Source organism: Nonomuraea glycinis (assembly GCF_014646515.1).
Classification (GTDB): domain Bacteria; phylum Actinomycetota; class Actinomycetes; order Streptosporangiales; family Streptosporangiaceae; genus Nonomuraea; species Nonomuraea glycinis.
The window spans coordinates 369033-383550 of record NZ_BMNK01000006.1; the positions used below are offsets into that span (position 1 = coordinate 369033).

At 72.0% G+C, this 14518-nt stretch carries 15 protein-coding genes; 3 read left to right on the forward strand and 12 right to left on the reverse strand.

The genetic code is table 11. The features are described 5' to 3' along the window. Window positions 1-66: 66 nt before the first annotated feature. On the reverse strand, window positions 67-933 hold the full coding sequence (locus IEY87_RS19960; RefSeq protein WP_225277505.1) for a Sco1979 family transcriptional regulator: 867 nt from the start codon (window positions 931-933) through the stop codon (window positions 67-69). Window positions 934-1170: 237 nt separating this feature from the next. Continuing rightward, window positions 1171-2931: an AMP-dependent synthetase/ligase gene (locus IEY87_RS19965; protein ID WP_189140194.1), complete on the reverse strand. Its 1761-nt coding sequence runs from the start codon at window positions 2929-2931 to the stop codon at window positions 1171-1173. Window positions 2932-3083: 152 nt separating this feature from the next. Between IEY87_RS19965 and IEY87_RS19970 the strand changes: the two genes are divergently transcribed. Further along, on the forward strand, window positions 3084-4052 hold the full coding sequence (locus tag IEY87_RS19970) for a hypothetical protein (RefSeq protein WP_225277506.1): 969 nt from the start codon (window positions 3084-3086) through the stop codon (window positions 4050-4052). Between the two features lie 95 nt (window positions 4053-4147). Here IEY87_RS19970 and IEY87_RS19975 read toward each other — a convergent pair whose 3' ends face one another. Further along, window positions 4148-4411 (reverse strand): TFIIB-type zinc ribbon-containing protein, encoded by a 264-nt coding sequence (locus IEY87_RS19975; RefSeq protein WP_189140196.1) that lies wholly within the window; start codon window positions 4409-4411, stop codon window positions 4148-4150. 56 nt (window positions 4412-4467) lie between these two features. After that, complete coding sequence (locus IEY87_RS19980) at window positions 4468-5322, reverse strand: aminoglycoside phosphotransferase/kinase family protein (RefSeq protein WP_189140197.1); 855 nt, start codon at window positions 5320-5322, stop codon at window positions 4468-4470. 18 nt (window positions 5323-5340) lie between these two features. Between IEY87_RS19980 and IEY87_RS19985 the strand changes: the two genes are divergently transcribed. Next, complete coding sequence (locus IEY87_RS19985; protein ID WP_189140198.1) at window positions 5341-6237, forward strand: TIGR03619 family F420-dependent LLM class oxidoreductase; 897 nt, start codon at window positions 5341-5343, stop codon at window positions 6235-6237. Between the two features lie 8 nt (window positions 6238-6245). Here IEY87_RS19985 and IEY87_RS19990 read toward each other — a convergent pair whose 3' ends face one another. The 5 genes from IEY87_RS19990 to murQ all read right to left on the reverse strand — a co-directional run bounded on the left by IEY87_RS19990 (window position 6246) and on the right by murQ (window position 10465). Continuing rightward, on the reverse strand, window positions 6246-7298 hold the full coding sequence (locus tag IEY87_RS19990) for a CU044_5270 family protein (RefSeq protein ID WP_189140199.1): 1053 nt from the start codon (window positions 7296-7298) through the stop codon (window positions 6246-6248). Beyond that, window positions 7295-7807: an RNA polymerase sigma factor gene (locus IEY87_RS19995; protein ID WP_189140200.1), complete on the reverse strand. Its 513-nt coding sequence runs from the start codon at window positions 7805-7807 to the stop codon at window positions 7295-7297. Before IEY87_RS19995 ends, IEY87_RS19990 begins: the two co-directional genes overlap by 4 nt. A gap of 136 nt (window positions 7808-7943) precedes the next feature. Then, window positions 7944-8321: a VOC family protein gene (locus IEY87_RS20000; protein ID WP_189140201.1), complete on the reverse strand. Its 378-nt coding sequence runs from the start codon at window positions 8319-8321 to the stop codon at window positions 7944-7946. Between the two features lie 126 nt (window positions 8322-8447). After that, window positions 8448-9506 (reverse strand): serine hydrolase domain-containing protein, encoded by a 1059-nt coding sequence (locus IEY87_RS20005; protein WP_189140202.1) that lies wholly within the window; start codon window positions 9504-9506, stop codon window positions 8448-8450. A 59-nt stretch (window positions 9507-9565) separates the two neighbouring features. Beyond that, complete coding sequence (gene murQ / locus IEY87_RS20010) at window positions 9566-10465, reverse strand: N-acetylmuramic acid 6-phosphate etherase (protein ID WP_189140203.1); 900 nt, start codon at window positions 10463-10465, stop codon at window positions 9566-9568. A 57-nt stretch (window positions 10466-10522) separates the two neighbouring features. On the opposite strand from murQ, the gene IEY87_RS20015 reads away from it, so the two are divergent. After that, complete coding sequence (locus IEY87_RS20015; RefSeq protein ID WP_189140204.1) at window positions 10523-11635, forward strand: exo-beta-N-acetylmuramidase NamZ family protein; 1113 nt, start codon at window positions 10523-10525, stop codon at window positions 11633-11635. Window positions 11636-11637: 2 nt separating this feature from the next. Here IEY87_RS20015 and IEY87_RS20020 read toward each other — a convergent pair whose 3' ends face one another. The 3 genes from IEY87_RS20020 to IEY87_RS20030 are packed head-to-tail and all read right to left on the reverse strand — an operon-like array spanning window position 11638 to window position 14517. Next, window positions 11638-12522: a GNAT family N-acetyltransferase gene (locus tag IEY87_RS20020; protein WP_189140205.1), complete on the reverse strand. Its 885-nt coding sequence runs from the start codon at window positions 12520-12522 to the stop codon at window positions 11638-11640. A 1-nt stretch (window position 12523) separates the two neighbouring features. Beyond that, window positions 12524-13534 (reverse strand): ABC transporter ATP-binding protein, encoded by a 1011-nt coding sequence (locus IEY87_RS20025; RefSeq protein ID WP_189140206.1) that lies wholly within the window; start codon window positions 13532-13534, stop codon window positions 12524-12526. After that, entirely contained in the window at window positions 13531-14517 is a 987-nt protein-coding gene (locus tag IEY87_RS20030) for an ABC transporter ATP-binding protein (RefSeq protein ID WP_225277507.1), read from the reverse strand. The genes IEY87_RS20025 and IEY87_RS20030 overlap by 4 nt, the downstream gene beginning before the upstream one ends. Window position 14518: the final 1 nt, after the last annotated feature.

Consider the following 14518-nt stretch of genomic DNA (forward strand, 5'->3'; position numbering starts at 1 on the left):
CGACCACAGTAGGCCTTACGGCTGCGACCACAGCGGGTCTTGCAGCCGCGACCATGGTGGGACCGCCTACAGCCGGCTCATGATCCTGCGGAGGATCGCCGGGGTGGAGGCCATGGGCTGGGCGTGGATGCCCAGCTTGTTCAGCAGATGCTGGTAGGGGAGCACCTCGGACTCCCTGCTGAGGTACTGGGCGCCGTTGACCTGTTCGAGGTAGACCACGTCGTTCAGCTCCGCCTGGGCGAAGCGCATGATGGTGATCGGCCCCACCCCGCCGACATGGGCGCCGGAGGTGAACGGCAGCACCTGGATCGTGATGTGCGGCCGGCCGGCGACCTCGGCGAGGTGTTCGAGCTGGGCGCGCATCATGGCGCTGCCGCCGACCTGCCGATGCAGCGCGCCCTCGTCCAGCACCACCCAGACCTTGCGCGAGGAGGGCGGGATCAGGATCCGCTGGCGGTGCATCCGCATCGCCACCCGGCGCTCGATCTGCTCGGCCGTGACGGTGTCATAGCCCTGGGCGATGACCGCGCGCGCGTAGTCCTCGGTCTGCAGCAGGCCCGGGATGAGCTGCACCTCGTAGATGCGGATCAGTGACGCGTCCTGCTCCAGCCCGAGATAGCCCTCGAACCAGTCGGGGATCACGTCGCGGTACTCCTGCCACCAGGGGAGGGAGTTGGCCTGCTCGGCGAGGGAGAGCACGGCCGAGCGCTCGGCCTCGTCCACGCCGTACAGAGAGAGCAGGTCGGCCACGTCGTGGAGCTTGAAACCGCTCCGGCCGAGCTCCATGCGGCTGATCTTGGAGTGCGAGCCGTGGATCTCGTGGCCGGCGCGCTGGCGCGTGATCCCCCGCGCCTCGCGGAGCCGCCGCAGTTGCGCCCCGACCAGCATGCGCAGGGCCGTCGGCCCTGTCCTGCGGGACTCCCCCTCGGGCATGTCCCTCAGGCCACCCATACTGCGAGCACGTCGCATAGATGCTCCTAGATCGGCGAAGATCGCCGCGAATCGATCGGACTATCTTGCCATGCCGAACGGTTCGGCCACCATGCGCTTTGGAGATCGTACGCCGTCGGCGTGGCGACGTGACGAGCGGCGCCGGAACCGTTCGTGGAACGTCACCTCGGGGGTTGGTGCGCCGACGCCGCGGAAGCTCGTCGGAGGGCGTCCCGCCGCTCAGACGGGATCCTGGTAGAAGGCGTCGAGGGTGTCGCCGTACCGCTGCTCGACGGACTTGCGCTTGACCTTGAGGCTGGGCGTGAGCTCCCCGCCCTCGACCGTGAAGTCCTGGGCCAGGATGGCGAACTTCTTGATCGTGGCATAGCTGGCCTGCTCGGCGTTGACCTGCTCGACCGCCTTCTCGACCTCCTCGCGCATGCGCGGGTGCGTGCGCAGCTCCTCCGGGTCGGTGGGCAGCCCGAGCGACCGCGCCCACGGTACGGTCACGTCCAGGTCCAGCGTCACCAGCGCCGTGCAGTAGTTGCGGCGGTCACCGTGCACGAACACGTGCGACAGGTACGGGCACGTCGCCTTGAGCCGGCCCTCCAGATAGGTGGGCGCGACGTACTTGCCGCCGGAGGTCTTGATCAGCTCCTTCTTGCGGTCGGTGATGGCCAGCCGTCCCTCGGCGTCGAGCTCGCCGATGTCGCCGGTGTGCAGCCAGCCGTCCTCCAGTGCCTCGGCCGTCTCCGCCGGCAGGTCGTGGTAGCCGCGCATGATGCCGCGCCCGCCGATCAGGATCTCCCCGTCCTCGGCGATGCGCACCTTCGTGCCGGGGAACGGCAGCCCGACCGTGCCGAACTTCACGTTGCCGGGCCGGCTGAGGAAGCTGCCGGCCGAGGACTCGGTGAGGCCGTAGCCCTCCAGAATCGTCAGCCCCGCCGCGTCGAAGAACTCGGCGATCTCCTGCGAGAGCGGCGCCGCCCCCGAGATGAAGAAGCGGATACGGCCGCCGAACCTGGCCCGCAGCTTGCTGAAGACCAGCCGGTCCGCCACCGCGAACTCCAGCCGGGTGGTCAGCGGGATCGCCGCGCCGTGCTGGCGTGCCTTGACGACCCTGATGCCGGTCGCCCGCGCCCACTCGAAGATCTTCAGCTTGACGCCGCCCTCGCGCCGCTGGGTGGCGGTCACGGTGTTGTGGATCTTCTCGAAGATGCGCGGCGCCGCGGCCATGAAGGTCGGCTGGAGGATGCCGAGGTTGTCGGCGATCCGGTCCAGGCGGCCGTCGATGGCGGTGGGGACGCCGACGCCGATCATCACCACCTCCAGCAGCTTGCCGAAGGAGTGCGACAGCGGCAGCCACAGGAAGTGCAGGTCATCGCCGGACAGCAGGCCGAGCTCGCGTACGGCGCCGGCGGCGTAGAGCCAGTTGTCATGGGTGAGGACGACGCCCTTGGGGCGGCCCGTGGTGCCGGAGGTGTAGATGAGCGTGGCCACGGCGTCCGGCCCGATGGCGTCCACCATGGCGTCGTAGTCGCCCTCGCCGCGCACCGAGTCCAGCGTGATCACCCAGCCGTCGTCGCCGGCCGTACCGTCGATCACCACGACGTTGGTGACGTCGGGCAGCTCCTTGCGCACGGATGTGAGCTTGGCCACCTGGTCGTCGTTCTCGGCGATGACGATCGTGCTGCCGGAGTCGGTGATGACGAAGGCCGACTCGGCCGCGGTGTTGGACGGGTAGATCGTGGTGGTGGCGGCCCCGGTCGACAGCACCGCCAGGTCGCACAGCACCCACTCGACCCTGGTGGAGCAGAGGATCGACACCCTGGTGCCCGGGCCGGCCCCCAGCTCGGCCAGCCCGAGCGCCAGCCCGCGCACCCGCTCGCCGACCTCCCGCCAGGACATCGAGCTCCAGCCGTCACCCGAGGGCGTGCGGTAGGCCTCGGCGTCGGGAGTGGCCGCGATCCGGTCGCGGAGCAGGACGGGGATGCTCGACATGCCTGACCTCCAGTGGGGGGATGAGCCGACTCTAGGACGAACGGAGCGAATCAGTCGATGGTCGTGGCCTGTCACCTGCTGCGGGACATAAAGGGTGTAGTGGCTTGAACGCAGATTGACGTGGTGGGATGAAGCGGGAAATAGTGTGGCGGGTGGCTGCCTCCCGGATGATTCCCTGCGCACTCGCCCTGGCGACACTCACGCTCAGCGCGTGCACCTCGACGGGCCCGACCCTGACCGGCGGCGAGCCCAAGGCGAGCGGCGTCGCCGGAGGCGGCGACCCCGGCACCTCGGTGGAGCAGAGCCCCACGCCGAGCGCGCTGACCGCCGAGGCGTACAAGACCGAGCTCGCCACCAGGCAGAAGAGCATGAGCGGCGCGATCAAGTCGATGGTGGCCGCGCGTACCGTCAAGACCTTGGACCAGCGGGTGGAACGGACCAGGAAGGCGCTCGACGGCGCCGCCACCGAGCTCGCCGCGCTGGCGCCGCCGCCCGAGGTCCAGGCCCAGCACGACGCCTACGTCGCCAGCCTGCGCCAGGTGGCGGGCGATCTCGACGCGACCGCGGTCAAGGTCGGCGCCTTCGACCTGTGCACCCCGCCCGCCGTGCTCGCCGACCTCGGCGGCTCGCTGTCCGAGCTCGACAAGACGGGCGAGGCGCTGCAGGCGGCCGGCGACTATCCGGCCGACATCGTGTCGGTGAAGGCGGGCAAGAAGCAGACCAGGCGGCTGAGCAACGGCACCTTCCTGCGCAAGAGCGGCCTGGGCGGGCGCAGCTTCCTGCAGATCCACAACGGCGGCAGCCGCGACGCGGTCATCAACGTGATGCGCGGCAAGTCGAAAGTGCTCAGCGTGTACGTGCGCAGGAAGGCCAAGTTCAAGATCAACAACGTCAGCGACGGCACCTACCGGGTCTACTTCACCCACGGCGTCGACTGGGACCGCAAGGGGGGCGCCTTCAACCGCGAATGCAGCTTCCAGCGGTTTCAGAAGTCCGTGAAGTTCAAGACGACGATCACCGCCACGCAGATCCGCTGGACCGACTGGCGCATCACCCTGCACGCGATCACCGGCGGCAACGCCCGCACCTCACCGGTCGACCCCGACGACTTCCCCGGCTGAGCCGGCCGTACGAAGGCTGAGCCGGCCGTAATCCTCGGCTGAGCCGGCCGTACGAACCGGGCCGCGCACCAGGGGCGCGCGGCCGGCTCGCTCGATCAGGTCGAGAACAGCTGGTTGACCCAGCTGCGCTGGCGCTTGTGACCGTAGTGGCCGCCGTGGCCGCCATGGTGCTGAGGGGCTCCCCACGCCGGGCCGGGCGCGGGAGGCGGGGGAGTGGCGTGGTAGGCCGACTCCATCCGGGACAGCGTCTCGAGCTCGCCGTAGTCCAGGAAGATTCCCCGGCAGCCGTCACACTGCTCGATGTGGACGCCGTTGCGCTCATATGTCCGCATGTTTCCGCGGCACTTCGGGCACTGCATCTAGTCGGTCTCCTCGGCCTCGTGGTGTTGAGCAAAACCTACCGCGCGCAACGCCGTCATGCTCTGACGATTCTGTTGCACGATTCGACCAACGAATGCTCGACCTCGTCCAGTTCCCGGCTCTCGCGGGCGGCGTTGACCACCGCCACCGCGGCCAGTTGCACGGTCAGCGCCCTGGCGGGCAGGTCGAGGCGCTGCCACGGGTCCTGACCGGCGCCCAGCGCGGGCCCGCCGGAGGCTTGGTAAGCGCCCAGAAAGCGATCCCAGACGGCAGGTTCGAGTAACCCCGCGGCGTACCAGGCGGCCGGTCTGGCAAGGTCCCAGGCCGGGTCGCCCACGCCGAGGTCGTCCACGTCGATGAGCAGCCAGCGGTCCCGCCGGACGAGCTGGCCCAGGTGCCAGTCGCCATGGGTCGCCAGGGCCGGGAGCCGCTCCGGGGCGGGCAACTCCGCGAACGCCCGCCGTACGAGCTGCTCGACGGGGCCGTCGCCGGTCATGCGCCGCACCGCGCGGGCCGCCCGGGCGGGACCACCCGCGGGAGGCAGCGCCGGCAGCAGCGTGAGCGGGACGGCGTGCAGCCGGGCGAGCAGCCTCGCCCCCTCCTCCCAGGGCGCGGAGTCCGTCTCGTCCTGCCTGATGGGGCGCCCGGCCGGCCAGACCGTCACCGCGCGGCCCGCCACCGACAGCACCTCCGGCTCCAGCGGCGCCAGCATGATTCCGGCCAGCGCGGCCGAGGCGGTCGCGCGCAGCCGTGGCCGCAGCGCCTCCACGTCGTCGCGTAACGAGTGCGCCTTGACCACGACCTCGCCGCGGCGCAGCACCACCACGTCCGTCCGCGTCGGATGGAGGACGGGCTCACCCCTGCCGCCGTACGCTCCCGCGACCCCTGCCAGCTCCGCCTCAAGACCCACTCGTACAGACTAGGGCTCATGAGAATAGGTTTCGCCGTGCCTCAGTCAGGGCCCTGGGCCACCCCCGACCACATGCGCCGCGTGGCCACCCGGGCGGAGGAGCTCGGCTATCACGAGCTGTGGACCTTCCAGCGGTTGCTCTATCCCGTCGGGCACCCGATGGGGCAGACCTACCGCAGCGCCCACGATCCGCTCGTCGCCCTGTCCTACCTGGCCGGGGCGACGCACTCCATCCGGCTCGGTGTGGCCGTGCTCAACGCCTACGTCCAGCCGGCCATGCTGGGCAAGCAGCTCGCCACGCTGCAGATCCTCTCCGGCGGCAGGTTGACGGCCGGGATCGGGCTCGGCTGGGTGCCGGAGGAGTTCGAGGCCACCGGGACGGACTTCGCGCGCCGCGGGCGCAGGGCGGAGGAGTTCGTCGAGGTGCTGCGCAAGGTGTGGACGGACGACGTGGTCGAGCACCGGGGCGAGTTCTACCGGATCCCGCCGTCCTACCTGGAGCCAAAGCCGGAGCCGGCGCCGGCCCTCCTGCTCGGCGGCAAGACCGACGCGGCGCTGCGGCGCGCGGGCCGGCTGGCGGACGGGTGGGTCAGCTCCAGCAAGGAGGACCTGTCGGCGATCGGGCCGCGGATCCGGATGATCAAGGCGGAGGCCGAGGAGGCGGGCCGGGACCCTGAGGCGCTGCGGTTCGTCTGCCGGGGGGTGACGCGGATCGGGCCGGACGGCGGCCCGGACCGGCGGCTGCTCCAGGGCACGCCGGAGCAGATCCGGCGCGACGTCGACGCGCTCGCGGCCGAAGGGGTGACGGAGGTGTTCCACGACCTCAACTTCTCGCCGGACATCATCTCCGCCGACCCGAAGGAGGCGATGCGCCGGGCCGCGGAGGCCCTGGAAGCCCTGGCCCCGCCGGCCTGAGCGAGGTTTCAGTACGTACCCGCACAACCCGCGCAACCGGGCGGCGGCACCGGGCGGGCGTCACCCCAGCCGGCCCGCTTGATGATCGAGGCCGACCACGGCACGCCCGGAGGCAGCCCCGGTACGGGGGCGACGTGCTGGACCGCGAGCAGGTCACCGCTCTGCCGGTCGATGACGAGCTGGACCAGGTCGGCTCCCGAGGCGGGCAGTTGGAGGGCGACCCCGGCCCGGCCTGCGGGGTCGCGCACGTCGTCGATCACACTGACGCCGGGCAGCGTGGCCAGCATACGGTAGGCCGCGGCACGGGTGCCGGGGGTGGCCGGGACGTTCAGCACCAACCGGGAGCCCGTCTCCAGCAGCCAGTCCGCGCGGCTCACCGAGCCGCCGGCCGGATACCTCTTCGAGAGCTCGGCCTTGAGCGCGGCCGCCTCCTGGGGCAGTGCGAGCAGCTCGGCCCGCGTCGGCGCCCACCTGGCCCCTCCGCCGCCCGGTCTCCGGACCGCGTGGAAGGTCAGGGCCTCATCGAGGGCTTGGCGCGGGTAGTGGCGCAGGTTCTCGTCGCAGCCGGGGGCGGGGCAGAGCCTGGGGGAGCCCGCCCGTCGCCAGGTCTCGGTGTTCTTCGCGCCGTACGGTGTGGTGGAGACGGCCTCGTACCAGCCGTACACGTCGCCGTCCGGACCGAAGGCCAGCACATCGAGGCCGCGCTCCTCGACGAGGTAGCCGTCCACGCCCTTGGTCCTGAGAAGCTCCTCGGTCTCCATCCGCCAGTAGCGCCCGGCACCCGGCGGCTGGGCCGCCAGCCTGCCGGCCGCCGCGGCGAGCACCTGCGAGGGCGTGGCGGCGGCGGGTTGCCGCGCGGCCGGGGGCATCAGGGCCGCGATCGCGCCGATCACCAGCACGACGGCCGCCGCGGCCAGCACCATCACCCGCCGGCCCGGTGCCGCCGGGGGCGTGGCACGCGCGGCTTCGGCCAGCCGGGCGCGCGCCGCGGCGAGCTGCGCGGGTGTGGGCGGAGGGACGTCCGGCATCACGCGGTCGATGAACTCGAATTCGCTCTTCATGCTTCCACTCCCAGCGCCTCGCGCATTTTCGTCCTGGCCCGGCTCAGCCGTGAGGCGACGGTGCCTTCGGCGACGTTCAGGGCATGGGCCACCTCCGCGTAGCTCAGCCCGGCGTACGCGACGAGCAGCACCACGTCACGCTCGCCGGTCGAGAGCCTTGACAGCAGCTCGGCCAGCCGGGCGATCGTGACCCCGGCGGTGAGCCGGTCCACCACCCGCTGGTCGTGTCCGTCGTCGTCGGGTGGCGGCCCGGTCCTGGCCAGCGCACGGTAGTGGCGCAGCTCGGCACGCCGATGCCTCCTGAGGAGGTTGGTGGCGATGCCGTAGAGCCACGGCCTGATCTCGCCGACCGAGGCGTCGAACAGCTTCCGCTGTCTGAAGGCGATCAGGAAGGTCTCGGCCGCGAGGTCCTCGGCCACGTCCAGGCCGGCCCGGCGGCCGAGATATCGGTGGATCTCCGTGTAGTGGGCGTCGAAGACCGCTGTGAACGCGTCTGGGGCGGTGATCACTCAAGAACTCCGGAATGAGATGGGCACACCTGTCTTTGCCCGCCCGTACACGGTCCTTCCCGGGAATTCTTGCGGTCCACGGCCCGGGGGTCACCGTCCGGCCGCCGTGCGGGAGCCGGACGTCGTCCCCGCCGGGTCAGCCGCCGTACGGGACGGTGATGATCTCCAGGTTGTGGCCGTTCGGGTCGAGCCAGTAGAGGCCGCGGCCGCCGTCGTTGGTGTTGATCTGGCCGGCCTGCCGGTGGTACGGGTCGGCGTAGTAGGTGAGGCCGTAGCGCTTGATACGCCCCCAGATCTCGTCGAACTCGTCCTCCCCGACCAGGAAGGCGTAGTGCTGGGAGGGCACGTCGGGCCCGGCCTGGACGACGTCGAGCGAGACGCCGTTGCCGAGCGAGACCACTTTGAACGGTCCGAAGGTCGTGGCGGGTGGCAGGCCGAGGACGTCCGTCAGGAATTCGGCGGTCGCGTCCCTGTCGCGGGCCGCCACGATGGTGTGATTCAGGTGCACGGGCACGGGTGCGCTCCTTCCAGGCTTCAGGAGCCAGGCTACGTCCGGCGGGCCGGTCTGGGTCGGTGGGCCAGGCTCGGTTCGGTGAGTCAGGCTACGTCCGGCAGGCCGGCCTGGATCTGGCGGGCCAGGCTACGTTCGGCGGGCCAGGTGCAGGGCCTCGGTGGCGACGGCGGTGCGGAGGTCGCGGATGCCGTCGCGGCCGCGCAGCGGGTGTACGGCGTTGGTCAGCAGGATGACCGTCAGCCGGTGCGCCGGGTCGACGACCAGGCTGGTGCCGGTGAAGCCGGAGTGGCCGAAGGCGCCCTCCAGCGGGCCGACGATGCCGGGGTCGCCCAGCCGGACGCCGAGCCCGTGCCGGAACGGCGCGCCCTCGGCCCCCTGGTCGCGCAGCATCTCGGCCACCATCTCCGGGCCCAGCATGGGGCCGCCGCCGAGCCGGAGCGCCTCGCCGAGGCGCAGCAGGTCGTCGGCGGTGCCGAACACCCCCGCGTGCCCGGCGACGCCGCCGAGCGCGTAGGAGGTCTCGTCGTGGACCGCGCCGCGCACGCAGCCGGGCCCCGGGCGCTCGGGTTTCCACTCCGTGGCGGCGATCCGGGGCAGCAGGCCGGCCGCGGGCCGGTAGCCGGTGCCGGCCATTCCCAGCACTCCGGTGACGCGGGCCCGGACCAGCTTGTCGAGCGGCGCGCCGCCGGCCACCTCGGCCACCCGGCCCGCCATGATCAGGCCGACGTCCGAGTAGAGGTACGGCCCGCCGACCGGCGCGGTGATGGGCGTGTCCAGCATGGCGGCCAGGCGGGTGGCCGGGTCGGCGTCCGGCAGCTCCAGGTCGATGCGCCGGGTGGGCTGGAACCCGGCCGTGTGGGTCAGCAGGCGGCGCATCGTGATCCTGGCGTCGCGTCCCGGCAGCCAGGTCGCCACCGGCTCGTCCAGATCCAGCAGCCCCTCCTCCACCAGCGACCCGATGACGGATGTGGTGAACAGCTTGCTGATCGACGCCAGGTCGAAGACCGAGTCGCGCCGCGCGGGCGGTCTGTCCTCGGCGAGGGTGAAGGCGGCGTCGCCGTACCGGATCAGCTCGCCGGTGGCGCGGGCGGCCACCACTGCCCCGTCCACCGCGATCAGTGCCACCGCGGCCGGGCACACGCGCGGCACCGCTTCCGCCAGGATGGCGTCCAGCCGATCAGACATTCCCCCACATCCCCGTTCTCTCGTCCCCGTGAGCCCGTTCGTTCAGGCTCGTCAGGTGTTCAGCCGCTCAGGGCGTCGCTGAGGCGCTCGCCGTGGGAGTGCAGCAGGGCGCGGGCCTGCTCGGCGTCCAGGCTGTGCTGGATCATCAGCACCGCCACCTTGGCCTGCCCCCCGGCCGCGTCCAGGGCCTCGGCGGCGACCTCGCGGCCGACGCCGGCGATGTCGCTGACCATGCGCACCGCCCGGCCCGCGAGCTTGGTGTTCATCGCCGACATCTCGATCATCTGATTGCCGTACGTCCGCCCGAGCCGGACCATCGAGACCGTGGAGATCATGTTGAGCACCAGCTTCTGGGCGGTGCCGGCCTTGAGCCGGGTGGAGCCGGTCACCACCTCGGGTCCCACGACCACCTCGATGGGGTGCTCGGCGGCGGCCGACAGCGGCGCGCCGTCGTTGCAGGACAGGCTGACGGTCAGCGCCGCCCGCCGGGTCGCCTCGGCCAGCGCGCCCAGCACGAAGGGGGCGCGCCCGCTGGCGGAGACGCCCACCACCGAGTCGAGCGGGCCCACGTCAAGGCCGGCGAGCGCGGCGGCGCCGGCTTCGGCGTCGTCCTCGGCGCCCTCGACGGAGCGGGTCAGCGCGTCCGGGCCGCCGGCGATGACGCCCTGCACGAGCTCGGGGTCGGTGCCGAAGGTGGGCGGGCATTCGGAGGCGTCGAGGACCGCCAGCCGCCCCGACGTGCCCGCGCCGACGTAGAGCAGCCGGCCGCCCTTGAGCATGCGGGCCGCGATCGCCTCGATCGCGCCGGTGATGGCGGGCACGGCCAGCGCGACGGCCGCGGGCACGCTCGCGTCGGCCTCGTTCATCAGCTTGACGATCTCGCCCGTGGGGAGCTGATCGATCTGGCTGTAGCGGGGATCGCTCTGCTCGGTGGGCAGCTCGGGTAGCGAATCAATCATGACGCTAATTTCCACCCTTTACGTATCTGTTGTAAATATCTTTCAGACTATGGGGTTATGACCTATGTACGAACCGGCGCCGAACGGCTGGCCGCGGATCCCTCGCTGGCGGGCGGATCCCGCCTCGGCCTGATCACCAACCCCACCGGCGTCCTGCCCGACCTGACCCACACCGTCGACGCCCTGATGGCGGCCGGTGTGCCGCTCACCGCGCTGTTCGGGCCCGAGCACGGCGTCCGGGGCACCGCGCAGGCGAACTTCAGCGAGCAGGACACCGTGGACCGCCGCACCGGACTGCCGATCTACGACACGCACAAGGCCGCAGGCCAGGCGCTGGACGAGCTGGTGGCGCGCTCCGGCGTGGACACCCTGGTGTTCGACATCGCCGACGTGGGCGCCCGCTTCTACACCTACGTCTGGACGATGTACGACCTGCTGGCGTCGGCGGCGCGGCTGGGGCTGCGGTTCGTGGTGCTCGACCGGCCCAATCCGCTCGGCGGCACGATCACCGAGGGGCCGCCGCTCGATCCGGCGTTCGCCAGCTTCGTGGGCAGGTTCCCGCTGCCGCTGCGGCACGGCAGGACGGCCGGCGAGCTGGCCACGCTGTTCGGCTTCGACGTGGATCTGCGGGTGATCCGGATGGAAGGCTGGCGGCGCCAGCTCACCTTCGCCGCCACCGGCCTGCCCTGGGTGATGCCGTCGGTGAACATGCCGACGCCCGACACCGCCCTGGTCTATCCGGGCACCGGCCTGTTCGAGGGGACGAACTTCTCCGAGGGGCGCGGCACCACCCGGCCGTTCGAGCTGGTCGGCGCACCGTACGCGGACGACAGGTTCGCGCCCGCGCTCACCGCGCTCGGCCTGCCGGGGGTGCGGTTCCGGCAGACGTGGTTCACCCCGACGTTCCACAAGCACGCCGGCACCCCCGTGAGCGGCGTCCAGCTGCACGTGCACGACGCGTCGGCGTTCCGGCCCGTGCTGACGGGGCTGTCGATGCTGCACGTGGCCCGCACCCTGTACGCCGACGACCTGGTCTGGCGGGGGCCCGAGCTGTTCCTGGACCACCTGTGGGGCTCCGACACGCTCAGCCGGAGCCTGGACGCCGGCGAGGATCCGCGCGCGCTCTGCCCCGAGCCCGGCCACCCCGACGGATCGCTCCTGTACGGGTGATTTCACGCCAGTTCGCGCCCGTACAGCCAGAAGACCCGTTCGGCGCGGGCGCCGACGGCGCGTGAGTAGAACCGCAGCGGGCCGACCCAGCCGATCTGGGCGGTCCGCTGGCCGGCCGCGCGCTGGTCGGCCAGGCAGCGGCGCAGCAGCACCCGGCCCAGCCCGAGCTTCCTGGCAGCCGGCGCGGTGCCCGTCGGGCCGAACCAGCCGGGCCTGGCGCCCCAGGCGGCGAAGGCCAGGATGGCGCCGTCCCGCTCGGCGTAGTGCACGCCGGCGGCGGTGGCGGCCTCCCACGCCCAGCTGTCGTTCCAGTGCTCGCGGACGAACGCCACCACCCGCTCGCGGTCCTCGCTCGCCGGCGGGCCGGCCGCGTGCACGGCCACGCCGGCCTCCGCCAGCCGCTCCAGGCCCTCGGCCACGCTCAGATCCGCGTCGTCGAGGTCGGCGGTCATGTTCCAGGCGACCTGGTAGCGCTCGTAGCCGAGCCTCTCGGCCAGGCAGGCGGCGGCGGTGTAGCGCACGTCGATGCCCGGCCAGGCGTAGCACGGCGGATTGCCGGCGAAGCGGGCCCGTAGCGCGCCCTGCTCGCGCAGCCAGTCCTCGGCCGCGCGCACCAGCTCGCGCCCGAGCCCGCGCCCCTGCGCGTCCGGGTGCACGGCCAGCAGGTCGAGGTGGCCGACGGCCGGGTCGGCGGTGGACATCGACGCCATGGCGACGCCGCCGTCGGCCAGCAACGCCGTCCAGCGCCGGTCCCGCGGCGGGCGGGCCAGCCGCCGCACGAGCTCGGCCCCCTCGCCGGCGTCGTACGTCAGCGCCGCCTCCGCCACCTCGCCGGCCTCGTCCAGCTCGGCCGCCCCGGCGAGACGGACCCGCTCGGCAGCGGCCACCTCACACCTCGCTCAGCGGGCGCGCGATCACGCTGCGGCGCTCCGGATAGAAACACGCGTGCTCCTGCGGGACCCCCTCCGTGACCTGCAGCAGCGGGCGCTCCCCGGCGCACCGCTCGCCGCGGAACGGGCAGCGCCCGGTGAACAGGCAGCCGGTGTCGTCCAGGAGCTGGTCCAGCGGCTCCAGCGGCACCACCGGCTGCTCGCCGGGCTGCTCCAGCCCGTGCAGCACCGGGATGGCCGACAGCAGCGACTGCGTGTACGGGTGCACCGGATCGGCGATGACCGTGTCCACCGGGCCGCGCTCGACGACCTGACCACGGTAGATCACGTAGAGCTCGCCGTCGCCGCCGATGTAGCGGGCGGTGGCCACGTCGTGGGTGATGAACAGCACGCTGACGCCGAGCCGCTCGCGCAGGTCCTTCAGCAGGGCCAGGATGCCCAGCCGGAGCGACACGTCGATCATCGACACGGCCTCGTCGGCGACCAGCATCTCCGGGTCGACCGTCAGCGCGCGGGCGATCACGACCCGCTGGCGCATCCCGCCGGACAGCTGGTGCGGGTAGCGGGCCAGCACGGTGCCCGCGTCCAGCCCCACCAGCGACAGCACCTCGGCCGCCCGCTCCTCGATCCACTTCTTCGACCGGCCGGTCTGCTTGGCGCGCAGGCTGAGCGGGGCGTGCAGCGTCTGGTGGATGGTCCGGGTCGGGTTGAGCGCGGAGTAGGGGTCCTGGTGGATCAGCTGGATCTTGCGGAAGTGCGGCTGCCGCTGCTTGTGCTTCAGCTCCGACATGGCCGTGTCGCCGATGACCAGCTCGCCCTCGTCGTAGGACTCCAGCCCGGCGATGATCCGGCCCAGCGTGGTCTTGCCGCAGCCGGACTCGCCGATGAACGACGCCGCGCCGCCCTTGGGGATGGCGAAGTCCACCCCGCGCAGCGCCCGCACCTCCCGGCTGCCCAGGATGTTGCCGCGCTGCTTGAAGGTCTTGACGATGCCCTGGCCGGTAATCACGCGTGCTCCTTCACGTTCACCGCATGGCAGGCGACGATCCTCGATCCGAGCGGGACCGCCGCCGGGTCCACGGTGTCGCAGACGTCCATGCGCAGCGGGCACCGGTCCCTGAAGACGCAGCCCTGGTCCGGCACCGAGGTCAGCGTCGGCGGCCGGCCCGGCAGTGCCTGGGCCTCGTCGATGTCGCCCACCAGGCGCGGGATGGCCTTGATCAGGCCCCTGGTGTAGGGGTGGCTGGGCGCGCCCAGCACCTCGCGGGTGGGACCCTGCTCCACCAGCCGCCCGCCGTACATGACGGCGAGCCGGTCGGCGACCTCGGCCACCACGCCGATGTCGTGCGTGATCACCAGGGTGGTCAGGCCGCGCTCGGCGTGCACCTCACGGACGATCTTCAGGATGTTCGCCTGCGTGATCATGTCCAGGGCGGTGGTCGGCTCGTCCAGCACCACCAGGTGGGCGTTGAGCACCAGCGCCAGCATGATGCCGACGCGCTGGCGCATGCCGCCCGACAGCTCGTGCTGGTGCGAGTCGAGCACCCGGGCGCCGTCCAGGCCCATCCGGCCCAGCAGCTCCTTGGCCTCGCGGACCAGGCCCCGCAGGTCCTCCACGCCGTGCGAGCGGCCCAGGTCGAGCAGCTGCTTGCCGACTGTCTTGAGAGGGTTCAGGGAGTTCTGGGCGGCTTGGAAGACGTACCCGACGTGCCTGCCCCTGGCCTTGCGCAGCTCTTCGCCCCGCAGGCCCACCACGTCGCCGAGGCCGTCGATCTCCACGCTGCCGGCCGCGATCCGGCCCGGCGGCTGGACCGCGTTCAGCAGCGACAGGGCCAGCGTCGACTTGCCGGAGCCGGACTCGCCGACGATGCCGGTGATCGTGCCGGGCTCCAGGGTCAGGCTGATGTCACGCACGGCGGGCAGCTCGCCCGCCGCCGTCTTGTAGACGACCGTGAGGCCGTCGATGCGCACTCCCGGCGCTTGTTCTGGCACT